Annotated in this window: 16 protein-coding genes and 1 pseudogene; 10 read left to right on the forward strand and 7 right to left on the reverse strand. The window is 58.7% G+C overall.

Annotation, left to right across the window (positions count from 1 at the left end):
- Positions 1-775 precede the first annotated feature (775 nt).
- The 10 genes from CQ12_RS18390 (at position 776) to tcuC (ending at position 13,852) form a co-directional block, all read left to right on the forward strand.
- Positions 776-2,251 carry an acetyl-CoA carboxylase biotin carboxylase subunit gene (locus tag CQ12_RS18390; RefSeq protein ID WP_057836717.1) on the forward strand — a complete coding sequence of 492 codons (1,476 nt, stop codon included), beginning with the start codon at positions 776-778 and terminating at the stop codon, positions 2,249-2,251.
- A 1-nt stretch (position 2,252) separates the two neighbouring features.
- On the forward strand, positions 2,253-2,756 hold the full coding sequence (locus CQ12_RS18395) for an acyl-CoA carboxylase biotin carboxyl carrier protein subunit (RefSeq protein ID WP_057836718.1): 504 nt from the start codon (positions 2,253-2,255) through the stop codon (positions 2,754-2,756).
- Position 2,757: 1 nt separating this feature from the next.
- Positions 2,758-4,365, forward strand: coding sequence for an acyl-CoA carboxylase subunit beta (locus tag CQ12_RS18400; RefSeq protein WP_057836719.1), 1,608 nt, complete (start codon positions 2,758-2,760; stop codon positions 4,363-4,365).
- Positions 4,366-5,074: 709 nt separating this feature from the next.
- Positions 5,075-5,593, forward strand: coding sequence for a hypothetical protein (locus CQ12_RS18405; protein WP_157088308.1), 519 nt, complete (start codon positions 5,075-5,077; stop codon positions 5,591-5,593).
- A gap of 23 nt (positions 5,594-5,616) precedes the next feature.
- Positions 5,617-6,630: an anthranilate phosphoribosyltransferase gene (gene trpD / locus CQ12_RS18410; protein ID WP_057836721.1), complete on the forward strand. Its 1,014-nt coding sequence runs from the start codon at positions 5,617-5,619 to the stop codon at positions 6,628-6,630.
- 14 nt (positions 6,631-6,644) lie between these two features.
- A complete protein-coding gene (trpC, locus tag CQ12_RS18415) occupies positions 6,645-7,463 on the forward strand; it encodes an indole-3-glycerol phosphate synthase TrpC (protein WP_057836722.1) in 819 nt (272 codons plus the stop codon).
- 921 nt (positions 7,464-8,384) lie between these two features.
- A complete protein-coding gene (locus tag CQ12_RS42450; protein WP_245309988.1) occupies positions 8,385-8,732 on the forward strand; it encodes a flavin reductase family protein in 348 nt (115 codons plus the stop codon).
- 110 nt (positions 8,733-8,842) lie between these two features.
- Positions 8,843-9,154 carry a hypothetical protein gene (locus CQ12_RS45125; RefSeq protein ID WP_245309989.1) on the forward strand — a complete coding sequence of 104 codons (312 nt, stop codon included), beginning with the start codon at positions 8,843-8,845 and terminating at the stop codon, positions 9,152-9,154.
- Positions 9,155-10,644: 1,490 nt separating this feature from the next.
- Positions 10,645-12,180 carry a class I adenylate-forming enzyme family protein gene (locus tag CQ12_RS18435; protein WP_057836725.1) on the forward strand — a complete coding sequence of 512 codons (1,536 nt, stop codon included), beginning with the start codon at positions 10,645-10,647 and terminating at the stop codon, positions 12,178-12,180.
- Positions 12,181-12,496: 316 nt separating this feature from the next.
- Positions 12,497-13,852, forward strand: coding sequence for an MFS transporter (gene tcuC / locus CQ12_RS18440; RefSeq protein ID WP_057836726.1), 1,356 nt, complete (start codon positions 12,497-12,499; stop codon positions 13,850-13,852).
- 476 nt (positions 13,853-14,328) lie between these two features.
- On the opposite strand, the gene CQ12_RS18445 is transcribed toward tcuC, so the two are convergent.
- The 7 genes and pseudogenes from CQ12_RS18445 to CQ12_RS18475 all read right to left on the reverse strand — a co-directional run bounded on the left by CQ12_RS18445 (position 14,329) and on the right by CQ12_RS18475 (position 25,186).
- Complete coding sequence (locus CQ12_RS18445) at positions 14,329-15,606, reverse strand: FAD-dependent oxidoreductase (RefSeq protein ID WP_057836727.1); 1,278 nt, start codon at positions 15,604-15,606, stop codon at positions 14,329-14,331.
- Between the two features lie 38 nt (positions 15,607-15,644).
- Positions 15,645-16,615, reverse strand: a pseudogene (locus CQ12_RS18450) (FAD-binding protein).
- Between the two features lie 18 nt (positions 16,616-16,633).
- Positions 16,634-17,476, reverse strand: coding sequence for an electron transfer flavoprotein subunit beta/FixA family protein (locus CQ12_RS18455; RefSeq protein ID WP_057836728.1), 843 nt, complete (start codon positions 17,474-17,476; stop codon positions 16,634-16,636).
- A gap of 495 nt (positions 17,477-17,971) precedes the next feature.
- Positions 17,972-19,729: a nif-specific transcriptional activator NifA gene (nifA, locus tag CQ12_RS18460; RefSeq protein WP_198164191.1), complete on the reverse strand. Its 1,758-nt coding sequence runs from the start codon at positions 19,727-19,729 to the stop codon at positions 17,972-17,974.
- 279 nt (positions 19,730-20,008) lie between these two features.
- Complete coding sequence (locus CQ12_RS18465) at positions 20,009-20,845, reverse strand: SDR family NAD(P)-dependent oxidoreductase (RefSeq protein WP_430642242.1); 837 nt, start codon at positions 20,843-20,845, stop codon at positions 20,009-20,011.
- 873 nt (positions 20,846-21,718) lie between these two features.
- A complete protein-coding gene (locus CQ12_RS18470; protein ID WP_057836729.1) occupies positions 21,719-22,708 on the reverse strand; it encodes a nodulation protein NodZ in 990 nt (329 codons plus the stop codon).
- A 423-nt stretch (positions 22,709-23,131) separates the two neighbouring features.
- Complete coding sequence (locus CQ12_RS18475; RefSeq protein ID WP_057836730.1) at positions 23,132-25,186, reverse strand: carbamoyltransferase family protein; 2,055 nt, start codon at positions 25,184-25,186, stop codon at positions 23,132-23,134.
- Positions 25,187-25,286 lie beyond the last annotated feature (100 nt).

A 25,286-nucleotide genomic window follows, 5' to 3' on the forward strand; every position in this document is an offset into this window, starting at 1 on the left:
GACATCGGAAGCTCAAAATGTCAAATTTCTCCTGCAACCCAGCTGCAACCGAGCCGGCCTCTTTTGTTGCCCTGGTTTCGATTGCGAGCGCTGTCGACATTGCGGTTGCGGAACCGAGCGCCGTAAGCAGCGCTGCGATGGGTCGGCAGACCTGAAAAAGCGCTGCTCGGCCATCGATGCTTTAAATCAATCCAGCCTGCTCCCGGTAGGCAGGTCATATTGCGCATCGCGCAGGAAGGGCAGTAACGCAGAAATGTACCAACTAAGCGAGGATATAGTGAAGCAAAAGCAGTGCACGGGTGGGTTTTGGCACTACAGAGGACATCACTGTGCAACAGTTCTTATTGTTGCTCTAGTGACGACAACAGCTCTCAGCACCGAACGGGCGGCCGCACGAGATCGGCAGGCGACAGCGGAGGAGCAACAGGCTTGCACACCCGACGTATTTCGCCTTTGTAGCAGCCGCATACCGGATGCGGACGCCATCACTGCCTGCCTGAGAGCCAAGCTCACAAGCTTGAGTGACCAATGTCGCTACGTGATTTCCGCTCGCGATGGTGCCAAGAGAACTCCAGGCTCGAAATGAGGCGTCGCTGCCAACAAGCCGGTAGCCTCGATCGGCCGCAGTCCGGCCTAGTTCACAGCCTCATCTGGAGTGCGGTAGCGCCGCACGTGGCGAAGGGACATGTGAACGGGCGCGGGCGATTGAGGATAACACCAAGCGGTCACGAATGATGGGACTCACGTTCTCATGCAATCGTTTGGACGAAGGCGAATGCGCAAATTATCCTTTGACACTGTCCTGATCGCCAATAGAGGCGAGATCGCCGTACGCATCATCAAGACATTGCGCAAGTTGGGAATTCGCTCCGCAATTGTCTACCATGATGTCGATGCGCGGACGCCGGCCGTATTGATGGCCGACAAGGCGATCGCCATCAGCGGTCGTACGCCGATCTCGGCCTATCTCGACAGTGCGCAAATCATCGCTGCCGCCCGCAACGCGAACGCCGGCGCGCTCCACCCGGGTTATGGATTTCTATCGGAGAATGCGGAGTTCGCTAGGGCCGTGATGAAGGCCGGCATTGCGTTCATCGGGCCCACTCCGGAAAGCATTGAACTGATGGGCGACAAGATCCGGGCCCGCAACTTCGTCAAGCGGAACGGCTTTTCGGTCGCACCTTCGGCGATCGAAGAAGATGATCCAGCGACGTTCGTTTCCAGGGCGCGGTGTATTGGAGCCCCCTTACTGGTGAAACCTTCGGCGGGCGGTGGCGGCAAGGGCATGCGGATTGTGCGGAAGCTTGACACCTTAGGCGACGCGATTGCGCAGGCGCGCAGTGAGGGATTGCGGTACTTTGGGGATGGCCGGCTTTACGTCGAACGATACGTTGAGAACCCGCGGCATATCGAAGTGCAGGTCCTCGGCGACGCATTCGGAAACGTGGTCCACCTCTTGGAGCGGGAGTGCTCGGTACAGCGACGATTCCAGAAGATTATCGAGGAGACGCCCTCGCCAGCGCTGTCGCCGGGGTTGCGCAAGCAGATCTGCGAAACTGCCGCCGGGATCGCCCGTGCCGCCAACTATCGAAATGCGGGCACTGTCGAATTCATCTTCGGCGGGGGAGAGTTCTATTTCCTCGAGATGAATACGCGCCTGCAGGTCGAGCATCCCGTGACCGAGATGGTTAGCGGCATCGATCTTGTTGCCGAACAGGTTTATCTCGCTGCGGGATGCGAACTTGGATTTTCGCAATCCGATATCATGTCGAAAGGACACGCGATCGAGGTCAGGCTGTGTGCCGAAGCCCCGGAACGCGGGTACGCTCCGACGACCGGCAAGATACTTGTGCTCGAGTACCCGGACGGCGACGGCCTGCGGATCGACAGTGGCATCTTGCAAGGTCAGCAGATCACGGCAGCATTCGATCCCATGATAGCAAAGATCATTGTGCACTCGCCCACGCGCATTGAGGCTGCACTGAAGGCCCATCGCGCGGTGGCAGAGCTAGTGCTTCTCGGCTGCGAGACAAACGCGAGCTTTCTCGGGCGTATCCTTGCGGACGAGGCATTTCTGAGTGGACATGTCCATACCGGGTATCTCGATGAAAATCCGCACATTGCTGCGGGCAACTCTGCGTCCGACTTGTCGGCCTTCCTGGCAACTGCCGCTCTCCTGACGAGACCGATCCGCGAATCGGCAGATGCCGTGCCCGAACTGCACGCAAACCTGGGTTGCTGGAGGAACTGACGTGAACCACTCCTTCGAGGTTGACGGCGTAGATTTTCAGTTATGGCTTTCACCCTGCCAGCAGGGCTATCGTCTTCGCTTGCATGATAAGGTGATTGCCCCGATCGCGTTCTCACATCAAGCCGATAGTCGCGGCGTACTTACTATTGCAGGACAACGCGAACCGGTCAGATATGCCATCGACGGCGAGATGCTTCACGTGCGTATCCGTGGCAGGACGTGCATTTTGCGCTACTGCGACCCATTGCGAACGCTCGCTTCCACGAACCAGGAGGCAGGTCATCTCGTGGCCCGCGCGCCGATGCCGGGCGTCGTCGTTAAGACCAACGTTTCGCCTGGTCAACCCGTTTCAGCAGGCATGGAGTTGATGACGATTGAGAGCATGAAGTTGGAGACCGTCATACGCTCTCCACAGGACGGCGCAGTCGACCGAATTCACTTTAATGAAGGCGAGAGCTTCGAGCGAGATGCAGTGCTGGTTACGCTCTCCGAGGAAAGGCGCTGAAATGCAGCGGATCACTTCCTCGGTGGATGTCAAATCGCAAGAATTTCGGCTCAATGAACTCCACAACAGGCAACTTGCTGCCGAATTGAAGGAGCGCCAGCGTGCCGCCCGCTTCAGCCGTCCCGAACGGGATCTTGAGCGCCTGCGGCGGCAAAACAAGCTATTTGTTCGTGATCGGATCGAGGCGTTGCTCGATCCAGAAACTCCGTTCCTCGAGCTTTCGACATTGGCCGCTAACAAGGCTTACGACGGCGAGGTGCCTAGCGCGGCGCAGGTCGTCGGCATTGGCATGGTCGTTGGTCGCGAGGTGATTATTCATGCGGATGACGCCAGCGTGAAGGGCGGGGCCTGGTATCCGCTCTCTGTCAAGAAGATCGTGCGTGCCTTGGACGTAGCGATCGAAAATCGTCTACCCGTGGTTCATCTGTGCGACTGTGCCGGCGGATTCCTGCCTTTGCAGGCGGAATTCTTCGCGGATCGCTACCACGCGGGTCGAATCTTCCGCAATCAATCCATCCTCTCGAAGATGGGAGTGCCGCAGGTCTCCATCGTTATGGGCCATTGCACCGCGGGAGGGGCTTTCGTCCCGGCGCTCAGCGACTACAACATTATAGTTGAGGGCACGGGTGCAATCTTTCTTGGTGGCCCTCCAGTCGTGAAAGCTGCCACGGGCGAGACAGTATCTGTCGAAGAACTTGGCGGCGCACACATGCATACCAATGTGTCGGGGACAAGTGACTATATCGCAAGCTCTGAGATGCATGCGATTGCGATTGCTCGCGACATCGTCGCTCGCTTCCATCGTCCAGAAAAAGTCTCGATCGATCGAGCCACTCCAGAGCCGCCCGCCTACGATGCGTCTGAACTGTACGGCCTCATCCCAAAGGATGCTCGAGTGCAGTTCGACATGCGGGAGATCATCGCCCGTCTGGTCGATGGCAGCCGATTCCACGAATACAAGCCCCGCTATGGCGAATCTCTGGTGTGCGGTTTCGCGCAGCTTCATGGATATCAAATTGGGATTCTTGCAAACAACGGTGTGCTGGTCAATGACAGTGCACTGAAAGGCGCTCACTTTATCCAATTGTGCGACAAGAGCCGGACGCCCCTACTCTTCCTGCAGAATATCACTGGTTTCATGGTCGGCCGCGAATACGAACGGCGTGGCATCACCAAAGACGGCGCCAAGCTGATCATGGCTGTCTCTGGAGCGTCGGTGCCCAAGTTCACCGTCGTCTGCAACGGCTCCCACGGAGCGGGAACGTACGCCATGGCTGGACGGGCTTTCGATCCGCGCTTTATGTTCACCTGGCCGCAGTCCCAGATTTCTGCGATGGGTGCGGAGCAAGCGGTGGGCGTTCTCACCCATGTCAAGGCAAGACAACTGGCCCGCGAGGGCGGCCGCCTGCCGGAGCAGGAGTTGGTAGCCATTCGAGAGCCGATTCTCGAAGACTATCGGGAGCGATCGAGCGCCTATTACGCAACCTCGGAGATCTGGGACGACGGCATTCTTGATCCCATTGACACCAGAAACGCGCTGGCAATCGTCCTGAGTGCTTCGCTCAATGCTCCTATCGAGGCGCCACATTACGGCGTCTTCAGAATGTAACGATCCGATCAGACGGGACGCGCGATTGAACGGAGAGATTGAATGCCCTCCATTGCCTCAGAAAGAATCATCACAAGGTGCTTCAACATTTGTGCGGAGGCCCAGAGGGACAGCAACGCAATCGTAGCGGCGAGCAGAGCAGCGAATGTCCAATCATGTACCGAAAGCCGTCGTTAATGATGGTCCTGAGCATGTAGAGCGCGAACATAAGGTAGCCGAAGATGATCAGATCAAGACGTATTCGTTCATCCTCTCCAGAAGCCGACCTATAAGCATTCGCAGGGTGCCCAACGCCGTGATGAACAGATTGCCGGAGACCCGGATGCCGGCATGTACAGTCCGCGGTAGGTAGACGATCCCGGGCGTTGCGCCGAGGCTCTCCTACGTCGGGACGCGGGGCCCGGTCACGTCACCCGCACGTTCAAGTCCCGTTGCGGACTTAAGTCGGCCGGGCACTCTCTTGCGATGCGATGCTCCTTCATCGCGCCGCGTATGACCCCGCCCAGCTCCCGCCGCAAGTGTTCTCAAAAATTAGACAGACGGCTGAGGGTTCCACGATGCCGGCGGCCTGCATTGGCAGCGTGTGTCCGCGTGCCTAAAAGTGGGCCTCAGGATGCGAGAAAACCCTCAGTTTGCTGACGGCAGAATGAAATACGGTTCAGCCAGGCCAGGAAAGGGCTTGAACCTTACGCGGTGTCAGGTTGTAGGCTTGGAAACCGATAATGACCGAACCTACCGCACAAGCGTCGATGGGGCATCGGCCGCCGAGCGGAAAACCGGGTACCGCGCACCACGAATGCCACATTTACAACTGAACGGCGCTGGAATCGACCTCTCGCTAATGAACGCAGAAGGACGCGAGCTTAAGGAGGACTTCCTGGGCACCGCGCATGCCGGTGCGCGACGCAAGACCGAAGTGGAAACAAGAGGAACTCTAGTCTTGGCCGGCGACCTCGGCCCGCCCGCTATGGGGGGCGCCGTGGTCCTGGTCGCAAAGGACGGTATCGGACACGCGCAAAGCAACATCGACCCCGTGGGGAACGTGACCGGCGTCACCGTGCCGCCGGTCAACTTCGGATCCGACGAGACGACGAAGCTGAAAGGGAGCCTGCAGCACAGCTTGGGCGACGACCAGTTCCCCAGTTTCCATCATTATGCTGCAAGAGATATTGGCTCATCACACATCGAGTTCGCCTTCGCCCCCGCCATCGGCGCCAGCCAGCAATAATGAGCACTGTTCGGAAGCACGGGATGGATGACCTCAAATCGATCATTGGCAAGGTCGCCACTGGCGCCACGCTGACCCGCGAGGAAACGGCATTCGCCTTCGACAGCATGATGTCGGGCGAAGCTACACCCTCGCAGGTGGGCGGCCTGCTCATGGCGCTGCGGGTGCGCGGCGAGACGGTGGAAGAAATCACCGGCGCGGCTTCCGCGATGCGCAGCAGGATGCTGCGAGTCAGTGCGCCGCACGAGCCCGTCGACATTGTCGGCACCGGCGGCGACGCTTCGGGCTCGGTCAACGTGTCGACCTGCTCCGCTTTCATCGTCGCCGGCGCTGGCGTGCCGGTGGCCAAACATGGCAACCGCGCGCTGTCCTCGCGCTCGGGCGCCGCCGACGTCTTGGCGTCGCTCGGCGTGAAGATCGATCTCGCCCCAGAAGAAGTTGCTCGCTGTGTGCACGAAGCTGGCATCGGTTTTATGTTTGCGCCGGTTCATCATCCCGCCATGAAGCACGTCGGCCCGGCCCGGGTTGAGCTTGCGACCCGCACCATCTTCAACCTGCTCGGCCCACTGTGCAATCCGGCCAACGTCAAGCGACAGATGGTCGGGGTGTTTTCTCGGCAGTGGGTACTGCCTTTGGCGCAGGTGTTGAACAATCTCGGCGCCGAATCCGTCTGGGTCGTGCACGGCTCAGACGGACTAGATGAGATCACCCTTACCGGCCCGACCTTTGTTGCCGCACTGGAGGCGGGCGAAATCCGCACCTTCGAGGTGACGCCGGAAGACGCCGGCCTTCCCCGTTGTGGCAGCGAGGGGCTGAAGGGTGGCGACGCCAATGCAAATGCGCTCGCGCTGCAAAGCGTACTCGACGGCACGCCGAGCCCGTATCGCGATATCGCGCTTCTGAACGCGGCCGCCGCATTGATCGTGTCCCGCCGTGCCACGACCTTGAGGGAGGGCGTCGCCCTTGGGCAGAAATCGGTTGATAGCGGTGCCGCGGCGGCGCGATTGAAACGCCTCATCGCGGTCTCCAACGCTTGACAGCCGAGTGGCCGATGTCCGACATTCTGACCAAGATCGAAGCCTATAAGCGCGAAGAGATCGCAGCCGCGAAGCGCGCGCTGCCGATTTCAGACGTCGAGGTGCGCGCGCGCCATGCGCCGGCTCCGCGCGGCTTCATTAGCATGATACGCAACAAGCATGCCGCGGGCGAGTACGCCCTCATCGCCGAGATCAAGAAGGCGTCGCCCTCCAAGGGTGACATTCGCGCCGACTTCGATCCGTCTTCGCTTGCGAAAGCACTTGAAGCGGGCGGCGCCACCTGTCTCTCGGTCTTGACGGACAAGCCGTCCTTTCTGGGGCATCTCAATTTCATGGTTGCAGCGCGAGCGGCGACAAATCTGCCGGTGCTGCGCAAGGATTTCATGTTCGACACCTATCAGGTGGCCGAGGCGCGCGCCCATGGCGCGGACTGCATCCTGATCATCATGGCGGCGCTGGACGATGGCGCTGCCCGCGACATCGAAGCCGCAGCCCTGGCGCAAGGCATGGACGTTCTGATCGAGATCCACGACTGCGCGGAACTCGATCGCGCCCTCACCCTTCGTTCGCCGATGATCGGCATCAACAACCGTAACCTGCGCACCTTCCAGACCACACTTGCGACCAGCGAAGCGCTGGCACCCCTCGTTCCCAAAGATCGCTTGATCGTCGGCGAAAGCGGCATCTTCGCACCTGCCGATCTCATGCGGCTTTCGCGGGTCGGCATTTCAACCTTCCTGGTCGGCGAGAGTCTGATGCGGCAAGCCGATGTGACGGCTGAAACCCGTATGCTGCTCTCGCGCGGGGCTAACGTTGAAACAGAAGCGCACTGATGGAGCGCAAGCGTCTCCCAGCCGAGCTGGCTTCCCTCCGAAGATTGCGCGCTGCGACAGCATTAAGGCGTCCCGCGGTTCGACGATGACTAGATCAATACTCAGCGGATCGCGAACTCACATCAGCGCGGAGGGGCGCTCGTAAGCTGCGGGCGAGAAGCACGGTCCGCAGTGATCGACGAAATGCAGGACTTGCACGAAATGACCGTGCATCTAAGACGGTAAGGGCTAATCATGAAAAGGTTTCACAAATCGAGGCGGAGCTTGGTCAGATGGCTGTGGTGCGGGCCCCGGAGCAGCGCGCTTATCAGGCTGGAGGATCGCCACCGCAGAAAGTTAGCCGAGGTGAGCGAGGCCAGAGCGCCACGCGACAATAGATCACCGCTCAGACCGCGGAAGCCGGCGCGACGCGTCCGGCCGAGATCGTCGACATGCCAGCGGGCATCGCTTGCGCGCTGTCGCGACCAAGGAGACAAACAATGATGTCCTGGCGGATGGTGGCAGCACTCGGATCGATCGCAAGCATCGAACGCATGCTTGGGAAGTTTCGGGAGATGATCGATACAGACAATTCGATCCCGCCCGAGCTACGGAGTGCGTTGCACGCAACGCTGGATGGGCATCTTCTCTCCGCGAAGGAGCGCCTTCTCAAGACTGTCGGCGACCAATAAGGGCTACTCCGATCGCGAGCCACGCAATCTGGCAAGAGCAAGCGTTCGAAATAGCACCAGTCCGTAAGTAGGTTACGAGCTGCCAATTGCCTCCCAACATGAACGAAATTCAGTCCATCGACCCGATCGAGTTTCGCCAAGCGATGGGAATTCTGGCGAGCGGCGTCGCCATTGTTGCGGTCGGAACGGCCCAGGGACGGCGTGGGTTAACGGTAAGCTCTGTTACCTCGATCTGCATGATCCGCCCTGCTTGCTGGCCGGTATTAATGCGTGTTCTGAGACTCACGATGCGATACTCGCCAGCGGCCGCTTTGGCGTCAGTCTTCTTGGCAGCGATCAGCGGGAGCTCGCCAAGCGTTTCGCTGGCCGGGATGGTGCCAAGGGTGTCCACCGCTTCGATACAGCGCCGTGGAATCAGGGCGTCCTCGACGTACCTGTTTTGCAAAGCGCAATTAGCGTGCTCGAATGTGTCTTGCATCGCCACCAAGTCGTCGGCACCCACGGGATTTTTATAGGCCGGATTGTCGCGACGCGACCAGGTCAAGGCGATCCACTCATCAACTTCCGGGGCGAGCTTCGAACGTTACCGCACAGCTGAGTGCAGTTTCATCGCCCTGCGGTTATTAGGAACGAACTGCGCCTAGCCTCATCTTCCGAGCAACAGAAATTGAGTTGATAATGATCATAGAATACTCGCCAGGAAGCGGCATGCACCTGGCGGAGCCCCTCGATTTTTCCAGGTTCAAGCTCGTCTTGAAAGGCGCAGTTGCCGCTAACTCTCCAGCGTTGAGAGGGATCTCGCTGATTGGCCAGGACAATGCCCTGGTCCCTATCGATCTAGTGCCGACCTTGCCTGGCCGCCCCAAGGACGACAAAGCTTGGGACGCAGCCTACGCGGAGATGGTCGCAACGCCCGCAAGTGCGGCTGGATTGACGCCAAAGCAAATGCGATTCGCGCTCTCATCGAAAGAAAGTTCTGATCAGAAACAACTCACTATTAGACAGTTCGCATTCCGCTAGCTCGTGCCTTACATGCAAGTGACACGTAGGCCCTAATCTGTCTTGGTACCGACTCGTTTGGCAGCCCGGCTTATTACCTAGAAGCGGACAGCATCATTGCGGCGAGAAGATCAGCCCTGAGAGGGAACCCGACACGCATCTGCTGAGCCGCTCACACAGGCGGCCGCCTAACATCTCGGCGCCACCAACGCTAGCGTCCGGCTCGGCCAGATGCTTCGAGGAATGGCGTTTCTTTTTATCAACTTTCGTATGGTCGCGGCTGATGGAGGGCTGACGAGTTTGGACATATTCACGCGAGGAGCCCAAAGGGGCTTGAATCGTACGTAGCGTCAAATTGTACGGTGTCAAAGTAGGTTGTGCCGGTTTCCATGTGTCAGAGGCCCTAAAGAAGTTTTTGTCCGCCGAGATGACTGGGAGCTCGAATGCCAACAAATCGCGTAAACGCACAAACGTCGAACCGGCTGCAGAAGCACTCAACGCGCTTTGCCGGCAAGTGTCGCTCGCCAGGAACGGCGCGCCATTCCAAGAGATGGCCCGGGACCTCGGAACCGCAACATGAAAAAACCCGACGGCTCCAAGAAGGTCTTGCTAGTCAATCACACTGAAGGCCAGTGCCGGGCCATTGTTGGTCTCAAGAATGGAGACCCCGGAGTCCCCTATATGTGCGGCGAACCTGTCTTGCGAAGGCCGCGCATGAAAAAGTCGTCGTGGTGCCCTTATCACCATGGTCAGATGCACGCAGCTCCTGTCTACCCGTACGTGAGCAAGAGCCCATTCGCGGTTCGTTCTCCCCAAGCAAACGAAACGCGCGGAGCTCAAATCCCTTGTGTCCAGCCAATGCGCCTGAGCCGACCTTGGCCGAACCGGAGCTTACGTCGACCATGGACGTGAAGAAAATTGCGCCGCAGGAATCCGTCGGGCGCGGGCCCCTTCTCTCGCTGCTTCGGAGGTCGCGCAAGCTGCGATCATCATGGCCGCCGGTCACTACAATCATATTGGATGCGCCGCTCGCCGATAAGAACCCGGCAAAGCGATGAGCCCCGGGCGCGATCGAACGGGCGAGCCAGCACCTGGCTAGCGCAGCATGTCCTCGACCGCCCTTCCACCTGACAGCAATAGGAGCCCCGCCCATGCAATCTCCGAAATGTAACGCGGATGCCTGGCCCCAAACAGCATCGCGTCATCCTTGTACCGGTTGGCCGGTGCTCGCCCGCAATGTATACGGCGAATATGCCGAGTGCGAGCAATCGCACGCGACTATTACTGGCGCCCCGGCGACCGGCGTGTTCGGCGGCGAGCACCAAGGCGGCGCGCAGGCCGTTGCGAGCGGAACTCTTTGGTGTGATCGAGAATCGTGATGATCGCCACACCCGAAAGCCAATCGACGCAATAATACCGTAGTCCAGATCTTCCAAGGGAGTTGGGACGCTCTGCCTTGATCGCGTCGGGAGAGAGGTACTGTATAAGCCAGACGAAATGGACGATTGATGATGGATCTCTGCACGCTGATTGAGCGCAATGCGGCGTTCGCTCCCGAGAAGCCCGCGATTCATTTCGAGGGTGAAACTTTAAGCTATGCCCGTTTCAATCAAGCGATCGAGCAAGCCGCGCGCGCCCTGAAAAGTCAGCTCGGTGTCGAGAAAGGCGATCGCGTCGCGATCCTTAGCCTCAATCGACCTGATTATCTGGTGCTGCTCTATGCCTGCGCACGGCTCGGCGCCATGCTCGTGCCATTGAACTGGCGGCTTGCGGTCGCCGAGCAGCTTTTCATCCTGTCCGACTCCGCTGCCAAGGTGCTGGTCCTTGAACACGCCTTCGAGGCTCTCCTGCCGGCGTTGGCGGAGCAATTGCCCGATACCTTCGTTGTCGGCTTCGACTTTGCGCCCCTCGGTGGAAGCGAGTGGGATGGCCTATTAGACCGAGGCCGCGGCGATAGTCGCAATCTGGACACGGACCTATCCTGCCCGCTTCTGATCGTCTATACCTCGGGCACCACAGGACGGCCGAAAGGTGCTGTGCTGCGTCAGGACGCCTTGCTGTGGAACGGGGTTATGAGTCAGCACATGCATGGCCTCACCTCGGCCGATCATGTCTTGACAGTGCTGCCGCTGTTCCACGTCGGCGGCCTCAATATCCAGACCACGCCGGCGTTGCATCACGGCGCGACCGTTACCATTCACAGGCGTTTTACGCCAGAGGCGACGCTTGCTGCGTTCGAGCGGGACCGACCTACGCTAGCCGTGTTGGTGCCTGCCACGATACAAGCCCTGGCCGAGCATCCTGCGTGGCCGACGACCGACCTATCCTCGGTTAAGGCAATTTCCACTGGCTCCGCCATGGTGCCTCAACGCTTAATCGCACACTTTGTCGCGCGCGGGGTATCAGTGTTGCAGGTTTATGGTTCGACGGAGACCTGCCCTATTGCTATCTATACAAAGCTTGGGGGCAATGTCTCGCCTCAGGGTTCGACCGGCCTGCCCGGCCTATTCTGCGACGCGGCAATCATCGATGATGCCGGCAAGAAGTTGCCGCCAGGATTCCCAGGCGAGATCGCAGTGCGCGGGCCCAATATCTTCTCCGAATATTGGGGCAATCAAGAAGCAACGCGCGAGGCGCTGCATTACGGCTGGTATCACACTGGCGACATCGGTCGCTTCGACGCCGATGGATATTTTTGGGTTCATGATCGCAAGAAGAACCTGATCATTTCCGGCGGAGAAAACATTTATCCGGCGGAAGTTGAACGCGTGCTTATGGAGCACCCCGATGTCGCGGAATGCGCCGTCGTCGGTCGGCCCGATCCGCGTTGGGATGAGGTGCCGGTCGCCTATGTGATCAGGCGGTCGGAGGCTCGGATCGAAGCCGACGCGCTGAGGGCCTATGTGGAGTCGCATCTCGCCCGCTTCAAAACGCCGCGCGAAATCATATTTACGGAAGAATTGCCGCAAACAGCGTTGGGCAAGATTCAGCATTTCATGCTCAAGGAGCTCGATGCGCGATCAAGCCAGCAAGGAGGCAGCAACTGAGTGGGCGTCTGCCGCTCGTTGCAGATCAGGCCGCCGAGCCGTCTGAGCTGGCGGAAGCGCTAGCCAGGGAGCTCAGCGCCTAGCTGATCTACCTCGTGCCGCGCCGCGCTCTTCTGATGGCAAGCGAGATTCACGTGCAAAATAACATCCTGAAAATCTGTGCAACAGCGCGGCAGTGGCCGAAATTATGCCGAAATGATTGGCGCTATCGGGTTGGTCGGTAGTGTCTGTGATGGAGATTCCCGGCTGGAGCTACAGTTGGGCGGGCGTGAGGTTTCTCCGCAACCGCCCATTCAGACGGGGAGGAAAACTCACGGTGTCACAAACGTCCATCCCGCGCGCACCAGCGGTTAAATCGCGCATTGGCGCAATTTTGCGTGCAACTAGCGGCAATTTCCTCGAGCAGTTCGACTTTTTCCTATTCGGCTTTTACGCCAGCGCCATTGGGAAGGCGTTCTTTCCGTCCGACAGCGAAACCGCTTCGCTGCTCAACACCTTCGGCGTGTTCTGGCTGGGCGCCTTGATGCGTCCGGTCGGTGCGATCGTGCTCGGCGCCTATATCGACAAAATCGGCCGTCGGCGAGGCTTGATCGTGACGCTGTCGATCATGGCGATCGGTACTGTGATCATCGCCTTCTGCCCCAGTTACGCGACGATCGGCATTGCCGCGCCCGTCATCGTGCTGCTCGGACGGTTGCTGCAGGGCTTTTCCGCCGGCGTCGAAGTCGGCGGCGTTTCGGTGTACCTGTCGGAGATCGCCACCCCGGGAAAGCGCGGTTTTTACACCTCGTTCCAGTCGTCCAGCCAGCAGGTTGCGATCTTTGTCGCGGCGATCGTGGGCTACGTGCTGAACGAAGCGATGCCGGTCGAATCGGTAGACGCCTGGGGCTGGCGCATACCGTTCTTTCTCGGCTGCCTAATCATTCCGCTTATCTTCTTCCTGCGCCGGACGCTGGAGGAAACGCCGGAGTTTCTGGCCATGAAGAAGCATCCCACGGCCCGCGAGGTCTTTGCCTCGGTACTCGCCAACTGGCGCGTTGTCATTCTTGGCATGATGATCGCGATCCTGACAACAACGACCTTCTATTTCGTCACCGTTTACACGCCCACATTCGGCAAGAATGTGTTGAAGCTGTCCTCCCAGGATGCGCTCTTGGTGACAGTCTTGGTCGCCGTGACCAACTTCATCTGGAATCCTATTGGCGGCGCTGTCTCTGATCGGATCGGCCGGAAGCCGGTTCTACTAACCATTGCCGGGCTTGCGTTAGTGACCGCCTATCCGGCATTGTGCTGGTTGGTAAGCGTCCCCACTGTCGGCAAGATGCTGGCCGTGGCGATGATGTTCTCGTTCTACTTCGGCACCTATAGCGGTGCCATGCTGGGCGCTCTCGTCGAGATCGTGCCTAAGCATGTGCGCACCACCTGCTTCTCCCTGGCCTTCGCACTTGCGGCGGCCTTGTTTGGCACCTTTACGCCATTTGCCTCGACTTGGCTGATCGACCGGACCGATGACAAGGCTTCGCCAGGCTTCTGGCTGATGTTCGCAGCCGTGCTCGGCATTATCGCGGCGCTCACCGTCCATCCCGGGAGCGCCAAGCCGTCGAAAGTTGCCAAGCCGTCGCGGCCTGAGCGAGCTAACAGACCTCTAGGCGTGCAAGCCACGTCACATTAGCTAGCTGCCCGTCCACCGCCGGCGCCCATGTCGCGCTCTACGGATGATCAACTCGACCGCGTTCAGTCACCTATCGTCAGGGTTCACATCGTGCTTGGGTACTCTATGGAGATTCATTCACCCAATCACCATTGTCTCCATCCTGCCCTGGGCCAGTATCGGGCGCACTGTGGAGCTGATGCAGGTGGACACGGCCTGCCCATCGTCACGGCCTTGGCCAGGTCAGCGGGATGCATCGTGTCATGGGGCCCGCCTTCCTCCGCAGGCCGGTGGCGACGACCTCGATGACCGTCGGCTTGGCCGCCGCGGCGCGGAGAAGCACGCTTTCAACAGGGGAAAGAATTGCGGCGACGGGCTCTCAGGAGAGCCTCCAACCTCAATGAGATCACGATTGCAAAACAGCTTGTTCCCAACGCGCGCCGCACTCGGCATTCATATTCTTAGCATCCAAGTGTACTGCTTGAGTTGGTGCTGCTTCAGCGCAAGGCGCGCGGGAGGCGGAACGCGTCGCAAAACATTCCGGTCCATGACTGCGTTGAGGTCGACTTCTCCGCCTCCGAGGTGCTGTTGAAACGAACCAAGTTCTGCATCGCCTTCGAGACGAGCTGCGGATAGGTGAGAAGAAAGTTTTGCGGCTGAGTATGGAGCAGCGCCCGCATGTCAGTTTTCTTCGAATGCTTGAAGGACCCATCCAGCATCTTCTTGTATAATGAAAGGCTATCCGATCTCAAGAGATCGCCGCGTGACTTCACCTGGAAGATCGCTTCCGCGGCAATTCTCCCCGAGGTCATCGCAACATTCGCGCCTTCGTGATCGATAGTGTTGCTGAGCTGGGCGGCATCCCCAACCACCACCCAGCCCTTGCCGTGGAGCCGCGGCATCTTGTTGTAGCCGCCTTTGGGAATGAGGTGTGCGGAATATTCCCCAACTTTCGAGCCGTCGATTAGCCGTGCGACCGATGGGTGACGCTTGAAGCGGTCGAGTAGCTCGTAGGGTGTTTCGCCGGTGCGTTGGAACTCGGAGACGAGGCAGCCGATGCCGAGTGAGATGCTCTCCTTGTTCGGGTAGATGAAGCCTATGACTGTCATACCGCGCGAGATGTTACCCGCGGTCTCGATCACGACGCCCTTGTCGCCGTTGAGATTGAAACGGGCTTCGATGGCCTCGCGCGGCAAACAGTGCATTTCCCTCACCGCCAGCGCAACCTGATCGGGCTCTGGCCTCTCGCGCAAGCCCGCACGCGTGCCGAGCAAGCCATTGACGCCCTCGGCGAGCACCACCACATCAGCGTGGATTATGCCATCCTGGCGGTCGGTACGCACACCAATGACGCGGCCACGGCGGTTCTGTGCTAGCTCGGTCACGGTGGTTTGGCACAAGACGGTGGCGCCCGCCTCTCTTACCTTGGAGGAGAACCATTTGTCGAAGTGGGCGCGGACAATGGTGTAGCGGTTCGAACGTCCGTAGTTGGAATCGTCGAAACGATAGCGCAGCCCGATACGGGAGCAATCATCCAGTATCCAGAATCGTTGCTCGACTAGATGACGCTCGAGCGGCGCGGCCTTGCGGAAATCCGGTATCAGCTCGGCCAGCATGTCCGCATGCAGGATTGCACTCTGGATGTTCTTCGATCCTGAATATTCGCCGCGCTCGAGCTGCAGCACCTTCATGCCGCGCTTGGCCATGGTCAGCGCCGCCGCGTTGCCGGCCATTCCGGCGCCGACCACGATTGCATCGAATCTATCTTCGATCATGGCCTTCTCCTTTGTTCATTGGCGCACCTTTGAAATTCTTACCTTCTTGCGATCCGGTGGCGTGAATGCGGTGATGGCCGCGCACGTAATGCGGCTGTGACCGCCGGCCATAAACAGGATCGCGTCCGTGATAATTCGAAGATCCGCCGCCTTGTTGGCCAATGATCAGGCTTCGACGCCGACCCGATGCTGGGTCGCGCCGGAAAACGCCGGCGGCGATATGGATCGCCTTGCTGGTCTGCCCGATCTGCCGGTCAGACGTGAGGCGGCGCTTCGGTACCGACGGACGCGAGCGCCATATCCGGCACCGAGCGCTGCGCCGAGCTGGCGACCCAGCTGACGATTCTCCGGGGTGCCCTAACCCCAAACCGCCGGGAATGAAGACGTCGGCATAGGCGAGATTGGATTTAGCGGATCCGCGGCCTGGTACAAATGATAGCACCTTGGCGACGAGGCCGGCTTTGAGCCAACCCAGGGAGTCGATGATGGGAAGATCAGGATCGCGCGCGACGCATTCGGGCATTACCATCATGCCCGGTCGTACCGTCGCTGTTTGCGGTCGATAGTTCACTTTGTAGATCGTGCAGAGCAGCGAACCGCCGCCGGTAAGAAATGTGGTCGCCATCGAGCCGCTCAGATCGCAGACGAGCGTCTTCGCCCGCAATAGCAGGATCTTTTCCCTGTTGGAGTTAACGGCGTCGATCAGCGCCTTAGTGTAGAACTCCCTCCGATGCTCCGGCAGCGCCCTAAAGTCAGTGCCGTAACAATATGCGAGCGCGGAATTGCGCATCGCCTCGCCCTCGGGCCTGAGCGGGACGGCCGCGCCATCGACCGTCAGCTTGTCCGCAAGCTTGCGGTTTGCGCCTATCAGCTCCCGAGACACGGGGTCGTGCGCCTGCTCGATGAAGATCCAGACGTGGTTGTCGGCCTCGAAATGCTCCGCCAGCTTCTTCTGGGCGGCGGCGCGCCGTTCTCGTGTCGACGCGGGAGCTCTTATTGCAGTGCTCATCGCTAAAACTGCTTCAGATCAGAGATCGCCAGCTAAGGCTGCCAGGTCCGCTTCAAGCCTGGGCTGGTGCTTGAATATGGCCTCAATCAACTCTTCCGCCGGCTGCTCGGCAGGCTCTACCAATACAGCTTTTTCAGCGCGCGCAGATGGCGCGAAGACGCGCTTGACGACTGTCGGCGAGCCTTTGAGACCGCATTTCGAGATATCTTCGACATCGGCGTCCTGCGCGCTCCATTTCACGATCGAGGCCCGAGCGGCACGCAAGGCATCCGCCATCGCGCCTCGGCGGATCTGGTTGGTTGCCTCCAGCATGGTGATGAGACACGGCAGTCTCGTGCGCAGCACCTGGACGCCGCCTTCGGAGCGCCGCTCCGCTTCAATCGTGCGTGCGGTGAGATCGAGGGCTGTGATCTTGGCGACGTAGGTGAGCTGTGACACACGAAGCCGCTTCGCGATGCCCGGCCCAACCTGCGCAGTATCCCCATCGATGGTCTGCTTGCCGGTAAAGATGAGGTCGGGCTGGCCGTATTCCTTGCCGATCTTGCGGATGGCAGTCGCCAGTGCGTAAGTCGTCGCCAACGTGTCGGCGCCTGCGAAGCTGCGATCGGTGAGCAGTACGGCGCGATCGGCGCCAAAGGTCAATGCCTTGCGTAAGGAGTCCTCGGCTGAAGGCGGCCCCATTGTAAGGACGGTGATCTCGCCGCCAAATTTATCGCGCAGTTCGAGCGCGGCTTCCAAGGCAAACAGATCGTAGGGATTGATGATGGACGGCACCCCTTGGCGCATGATCGTGTTTGTCACGGGGTGCACACGGATCTGCGCTGAGTCGGGGACCTGCTTGATGCAGACGAGATTGTGCATGTGCTTATCCAGACGCTGTTTGGGCCCGCGAAACGAAGCAAATGTCGTACCACAGCAGCGAGCGTGAACACGGGCAGCATACAAGGCTTATGCAAGTATAGTGACACTGTCGGCTTCCCTTCCCCAGCGCCAGAGTTGCGACATTCGTCGCGAATGCGACAGCGCCGTCAACGCCACCTAATTGATCGATAAGAGCGCGGTGTCTGAACCGAGATGCGATTTTTTCACCCCAATGCGCATGTGGATCCCTTGGCTTTCCCCGATAGCGAAGCTGCACCGCTCACGAGAGACTGTGCCTGCCTAAGCCGATTTGTACTCGACGATGCTTCGCATAACAGGCGCAAATCGACCTCTCCGTCCGGATTGGGTGAACGTCTCTTTCGAGGTCGGCTCTCCATATCTCACGCGAGCAAACGCAAAGCTCGTACGGATAGCAGACCGTCGCTCAGATTACGGGCGGCTTTCTCTGGCGCGCTCAGTCCCCGGCAGTCCTTATCAGAAGCGCTTGATTTCGATACCGTATTTCCTCAGGGCGTAGCCAATCTGACGCGGCGTCACTCCAAGCAGGCGCGCCGCCTTTGCCTGCACCCAGCCGGACCTCTCCATGGCCGCGATAACACGCTCGCGATCGATCATGTTCGCACCGCTAACGAGAGGTGCGCCGGCAGGCGCTAGCGGAGCCTGCTCGCTGCCGAACGGCGAGACCGCAACTGCGACCGACGGACCAGCCTGGAGTGTGGCCGGCCTCGTGGGCACTGGTGTCGCTCCCTGGTGCAGCGCCATCTCATCCGATGCGCTCTTCCACAAGATCGCGGAAAGGCACTGGCCGTGGCAACAGGCAAAATCGTCTCTGACGATTGATGGTCCCGGGGCGAGCGTCGCTGTCCGCTGCACGCAATTTTCGAGCTCGCGGACATTGCCGGGAAAACCGCAATTCAGCAGTACATCAATAGCACTCGCATCGAAGGTCAACGTACGGCCATTTTCGTTGTTGAAATTTCTGAGAAACTGAGCGGCGAGGAGCGGAATATCACTTCGCCTTTCACGCAACGGCGGCAGCAGCAAGGGAACCACACTTATCCGATAATAGAGGTCGGTCCGGAACTCGTTCCTTGCCACCGCGTCTTCCAGGTTCTTATTCGTGGCGGTAATCACGCGAACATCGACCTTAATGGTCTGGTTACCGCCGACGCGCTCGAATTCCTGCTCCTGCAGCACGCGCAGCAGCTTTGCCTGGAACGAGGCCGAGATCTCCCCAATCTCGTCTAGAAACAGCGTCCCCTTATCAGCGAGCTCGAACCGACCCTTGCGCGCATTGAACGCGCCGGTAAAGGCACCCTTCTCATGACCGAACAATTCGGATTCCAGGACCGTCTCAGGGAGCGCAGCACAATTGAGCTTTATGAACGGCCGCTTGGCACGGGACGACCGCTCGTGAATGGCCTTGGCGACTAGTTCCTTTCCGGTACCGGATTCGCCGCGTAACAGAACCGTGCTATTCGATTTGGCTACCACCGCGATCTTCTCGAGCATTGCGCGCAGCGCAGGACTGTCGCCAATGATCCCCTCGACATTAATCTTCTTCCCCTCCCGCACCGGGTGCTTGAGCTCGGACAACTGCTTCTGCAGCCTGTCCTTCTCCGCCATAAGTCGCTCGCGGTCGCAGGCGAACAAGCGATGCAGCTTCACCGTCTGGCTTACCAGATTGGCGATCATGGTAAGCAGCCGGGCGTCGTAATCGAGCCGGACACTCGAACTGCTATCCAAGATGCGGTCGATGGTCAGCGTACCTACGACTTTCGCATCGATGCAAATAGGAACACCGATGAACGACACCGTGATGTCGTCGGAGGCCCCGAGCACGTCCAGGTCGGACGCACTGAAGGCCGAATGCACCGTGACGTTCTCGGCGACGAGCGGGCTCTCGGTCGCCACGATCTGGTCGACTGCCTTTTGCGGCGGACGCATCCGGTAGCGCTCGTCGCTGCCTTCGCTCAATCCGGCGCCAACGGTAATGTCCGATACGCCATCATCGTCGAACAGCGAGATGATGCCGTGCCGCACTTGAACAAACGATTGTAAAAGATCGACGACGTTGGCCAACGTGACTTCGAGGCGGCAAGGAGCGGCGAGAACCTTCGATATTTCGAAGATGCCGGTGAGCGCGCTCTCGTGCGACGGGACAATTGTAACCTCGAGGTCCGCTTCTGACCTTGAGTTAGGCCTATCGCGTACGGAAGCAATATGCAGCATGACGGCGTCTCTGTCGTTGTGGCCGTCCTCCCTGTCACCTTGTTCGGATTTGCAGATATTGTGTTGCACTGTCATCCTCGATCTCGCACCAAATTTCACAGGACGACGGCAAGAGGTAACGCATTTTCATGGCACTACTGTAAACCCAACAGTAAAATTATAGTGCTTTGATTTGCTCTATACTCTTGCTGAGATCGCTGGGCGACTTTTCGCGGCGAGCGCGAGCTCCATTGATTTAGCTCAATCAGCTACGATTTGACTATGTTCGGGTGCGGCCGATCATAGGTGTTGGCCACCATTGATTGGCACCTCGGTGCCGGTGACATAACTCGCCGCATCCGAACATAGGAAGAAGATGACCTTTGCGACCTCTTCGGGCGTACCGACCCGGCGAAGCGGGATGTTTGGTACAAGCCGCTCTTCCGTGTCAGGCGATAGAATGTCCGTCTTGATCTCGCCAGGCGCGATCGCATTGACGCGAATGCTATGCGGCGCATAGTCGTGCGCCATTTCGCGCGTGAGACACGCAAGCGCAGCTTTCGATGTCGCATAGGCGCTGCCAGCAAACGGGTGCACGCGCGACCCCGCGATTGAGGTCACGTTGACAATCGATCCCGACCCAGCTTTCAGATCGCGAAACAGGCCTTGCGCGAGCAGAATCGGCGCCACCAGATTGAGGTGGAACACGCTCATCCAGGTCTCGACAGACGTCGTCAACGACGTCAGTCGAGTGCCGTTCGGCGCCTTCGGTGAAGCACCGGCATTGTTGATCAATGCGTGCAACGGTTCGCCTGAGAGGCGCTCCTTGATCTCTACGATGGCACGCGGAAGCATCCGATGGTTGCTGAGGTCGACCTGGACATGGTCGTCTGCGCCTGACGTCCATGGGCACTGCCCGCTATCAAACGCTTGGCGCGCGCAAGAAATGATGCGCCAGCCCGCTTCCGAAAACAGCTTTCCGGTGGCGTGACCGATGCCGCGCGACGCCCCAGTCAACACCACGGTCTTCCGCTCTCCGTGCTGCATGCGGCCTCTATTGGCGTGAAATGGACAGCGCACGTCCGGCGACGACGGTGTACCGGCAACGGCACCGTCGCTTGTCAGATCGATACTCAAACGCGCCTCCAATTCTCTTACCTCGCCCGTGAGCGCCGTGCAGGATTTGGGCCAGTTGCGATTCAAACGAACGCTTTGGGGCTATGAACTCCAATGTCGTGTTCGCAACAACTTAGCCGCGTTCCCGACATGGACACGTAAACTTTCGGACAACAGAAACGCGCTGCGCGCACCACGTCGAACACGAATGCCCGCAAGCAAGCCGAGGCATGGCGCTGTGCATCCGGTTCACCCTGCAAGCGGGCATAGTGTATTGGCGGTTTCACTATTTCTGTGCTGGGCCGATACAGAACCGCTAGCGAGCTCACTAAGTCCGATCTTAAGTCCTTCGATGTACAAAGGACGACGTATTGTTGTTTAGCGCTCCGCGTACTGAACAGGAAACCATCCATGTCATTTCAACTCATCCTCTTCAACTGAGTCCGTTTGTCCCATGAAGCAAGCCGATGAACAAGAGGAGCGCCCTTTCCCGATGAAGAAAAGTACGTCGGAAAGTGCGACACACCGCGCTGCTTACAGTCGCCTGTCCGTGGTTTGGCATGGTAATCAGACGCGATCCGCGTCTACGTGAGGTTCGCCTGCGAAGTGGCTCCACTTTCAACACACTCTCTGCACCGATTTATCAACGGTCGCGAGCTTCTCCTGCTAAATGATGGCGCGACCGGATGCCAGACGTCCCACGCCCTCTCGATCACAAGCATGTTGGTCGATGCGAAGAGTGCGTAACTCCGACGTGGAAATCGTCGACGCGCTAGGCGTCGGTTTTGCGGTCGTCAAGCTCCAAGCCGAGACGAAACAACACCGCCCAGAACGCCCGCCATACAGCGCAATGCAAGGGAGCGATATCATCGACGAGAATGCTGGTTATGATTCTCATACAACCGGGAGATTTGCGGACGATCCTTCAATCAAGATCAAGCGACCGGGATCATTCAAATCGAACTCAATGACTTGGGGCACGAAAAGGCTCGCATAGCGCGTGAAGGCGCTAGTTGGCGGAAAACGAATCACGGTATCGCTTTGCCCAAGAAGATACATCTCGATGAGAGCGGAAAATCCGCCATCGACCCCGAGTGCTCCACTATGTAATGGCCCGGCCTGATGCGCCTGGAACCGTTTTTGGATAGTGAAAAGATCCGGAAACACACCCGATAACTTGTCAAGGACCTGCGCGCTGTCCGTACACACGAACACCCTTGCAGGCCTTGGATGCAGTAGCGCTTTGGCCTTATGAATAGCAGTGCATACCTGCCGTAAGGCGAGATCCGGATCGGCCCAGTAGGGCGTATGCCCCATAATATCTTCGCCGTTGCCGTGTCGAACATGAACTCCAATAATGGTGTGACCCTTAAAGTGTTCCTCGTAGATCGCATCAATTCGAGCTTGGATTTCAGACCTCGGTTTGATGCTCTTAAATATCTGTCGTTCGGCCCCCTCATCGCAACGCCACATCAAGCAAGCATCGCACACCACGGTGTTGGCTTCGTTATCCTGTTGGGTTTCGAATAGCTGAGACAGCTCGTCACGTTCTCGGAAAATTTGTTCATCTGGGCGGTAAACGCAGTCGATCGCGGCCCTATTCCACCAGCCTGGGAAAAACGGCCCCGGGAATGAAAACTGATTGATTTTGTCATCGCAGATGACGCGTACGCCAGCGATGTCTTGAATTGGTTCGAAGAAGACTGGGAAGGCGTTCGTGAAGGGTTCATCGAGATAACAGGAGCCTCGCCAATCGATGGCCAGTGTTCGCCCCGTCCGCTGCGCATAACGCCAAGCTGCCGCGAGCGACCACAGGCAATCACCGAAACCAGTACGTCGTCGAGAAACAACGAACCGATCGTTCATCGAGCCTTCAACAAGCATTTGCGTTGCCTCGCTTCAGGATAGCGCATGGCTAGGAACATTATGGACACTCCACTTATAGCCTTGCTGTCTTAAGCGATAGTGATGCTAGCCAGTCGAGCACCGGTAGATCGTTCGGAGCACCGCTGCCCTGAACGTGATGGCCTGTCTCAATGCTTCGCGGCCTTACTTCACCCCGCAGAAATATTGCTGTTGACGTACTTGACTTCAGTCGGATGGCGCTCCGTTCTGTTGCAACAGCCTTTCGAAGGCGTTTCGAGCCCGGACCATTTCGAGCAGGATTGCCTGTGCAGATGCCCTTGTCTTTGCCGAGCTGCTGCTGTGCTGCTGGGCTCGATGCTACAACCAGGAGCTCAGGCACCGGATATACCCGTCTCAGGGACCCAGCCGCCGTCGTAGTTGAAGATAGGGACACGGCCATATTCATGCCTCTAATGCTTCGTCCGGGATTTGATCGCCGTCTTCATGCGCCCGAGCCGCGTGTGAGGGATGTAGTCGAACCCGGCGCTGCTCCCATAGTCCCCGGAGTTCGTTGACGAGAGCTTCACGCCTAGCCTGATCGAACGTAATTGTATCGAGGAGATCCCCGAGCACGGCTTCGCCCTCGATACGCATCAGCAGATCGAACGAATCATCGGAAATTCGTACACCGCCACGGCTGGAGAAGCTCGTACGGATCTCGCACACTGTCTCCTGGCGATCTCGGGCTGTGTAGGCGCGGACGCGATGAAGGGATGCATAAGCCGGCAACGAAACCGCGAGCGCGGTCCAGTCGTCCAGCGTTGCCGCCCGCTTTTTGACGAGGAACGGCCCGACTACAAGTCCATCCAGCTCTGTCGTCAGAAATGTGGCAATCGCGTCTGCAACCGAATCCACAATTGGCTCGGCATTGTTGTTAAAGGAGGTATTGAGCAGAACCGGTATGCCCGTCCGCTTCTTGAACTCATTAATGAGCTCCCAGTAGGCCGGATTTGTCTTGCGTGATACTGTTTGCAGCCGCGCCGTACCGTCAACGTGCGTGATGGCGCCGAGCAAGCCATGCATGGAGTTGCGCACGCGAACTACGAAATTCATAAACGGTAATTCGCGCGTGCCATCCGGGAGGTCGAAAAATTCGCGCGCATCCTCCTCAAGCACTGATGGTGCGAACGGTCGATAGCCCTCGCGCTTCTTGACCATCGCGTTGATTCGGTCTTTGTTTGCGGCAGGCCGAGGATCGGCAAGAATGCTGCGGTTGCCAAGCGCGCGTGGCCCGAACTCCGAACGACCTTGCACCCAGCCGATCACGGCGCCATTAGCCATCCAGTCGGCTGCACTTCTTGCCACGTCATCACTGCGTTTAACGTCTAGGTGCCCGGCCCATGCCTTTAGCTCCTGCTCCACGGCGTGGTCGCTCCCGAGGTCAGGACCCCAATAAACGCCCTGCAGTCGCTCACGCGGCGCGGGCCGACCGAGCTCGTTAGACATCATTAATGCAGCGCCTAGCGCGCAGCCGGCGTCGTGAGCCGCGGGTTGCACGAAGATGTCTTCGAAGAGCCCTGAATACAGCAGCTTACCGTTCATGGTGCAGTTGTGGGCAACCCCTCCAGCTAGGCACAACCGCTTCATACCGGTGGCCTTGCGATAGTGCCTGAGAATGTGAAACACGATTTGTTCCAGCGCTTCCTGTAATGACGCGCTCACATCTCGATGCTGCTGCGTGAACGGCATTCCCTTTCGCCGGACCTGGATGTTGCGGAGCAACGTCGGACCAATGCGGTCCAGGTAAACGCGGTAGCCACCGTTGTCGGAGAGTTCGTAGAACTGCTTGAAGAGCTCGCGATAGGGAGCGGGATCCCCATAAGGGGCTAGCCCCATAACTTTGTATTCGTCGAATAATCCATAACCGAGATACCGTGTCGCCTCGAGATAAAACAGCCCGAGAGAATTATTCTCTGGGATCGTTTCAAGTTGCGTAACTTCGGTTCCAGAACCGCGCGCCAAGAGGCCCGAGAGGAAATCACCACCGCCATCGATCGCGAAGATCAGACTTTCCTCGAATCCCGACATCGCAAACGCGCTGACGGCATGCGCCAGATGGTGACTTACGAACGAGACACGCGAAGCATCGACCTCAGTACCGAACTCCTGCGCTAACAACTTCCGCAGCAACAATTTGGCGTCCAACGGAATGGACAGGTCCGGCTGGGAAACGACCAGGCGTTCGAGCATGGCATTGGAATAGGCCTCGGTAGCATAGAATGCGATGCGATCGACATCGCTGAGCTGAGTCCCCGCGGCTGAAAGGCAGAATTGGATCGAACTACCCGGGAACTTGTTGGAGTGCTTGATCCGATTGATGCGCTCTTCTTCAACCGCCGCAATCACGCGTCCGTCCTGCACGAGCACCGCAGCGCCATCGTGCAGAAATGTGTTCGCAAGTTCGAGTGGATTTTCATAGACCTTGTCCAGCCCGCCGCTTATTCCCAGACATAGCATCTTAACGCTCCATTCCTCGTGACAAGAGGCCCTATGGGCCTGATTTCAAAATCGTTCCAGCTAGGTCGGCTGCACTGTCGCTCGCCGCTGCGAGCGCCAG

The sequence above is a fragment of the Bradyrhizobium jicamae genome (assembly GCF_001440395.1).
Lineage (GTDB): Bacteria > Pseudomonadota > Alphaproteobacteria > Rhizobiales > Xanthobacteraceae > Bradyrhizobium > Bradyrhizobium jicamae.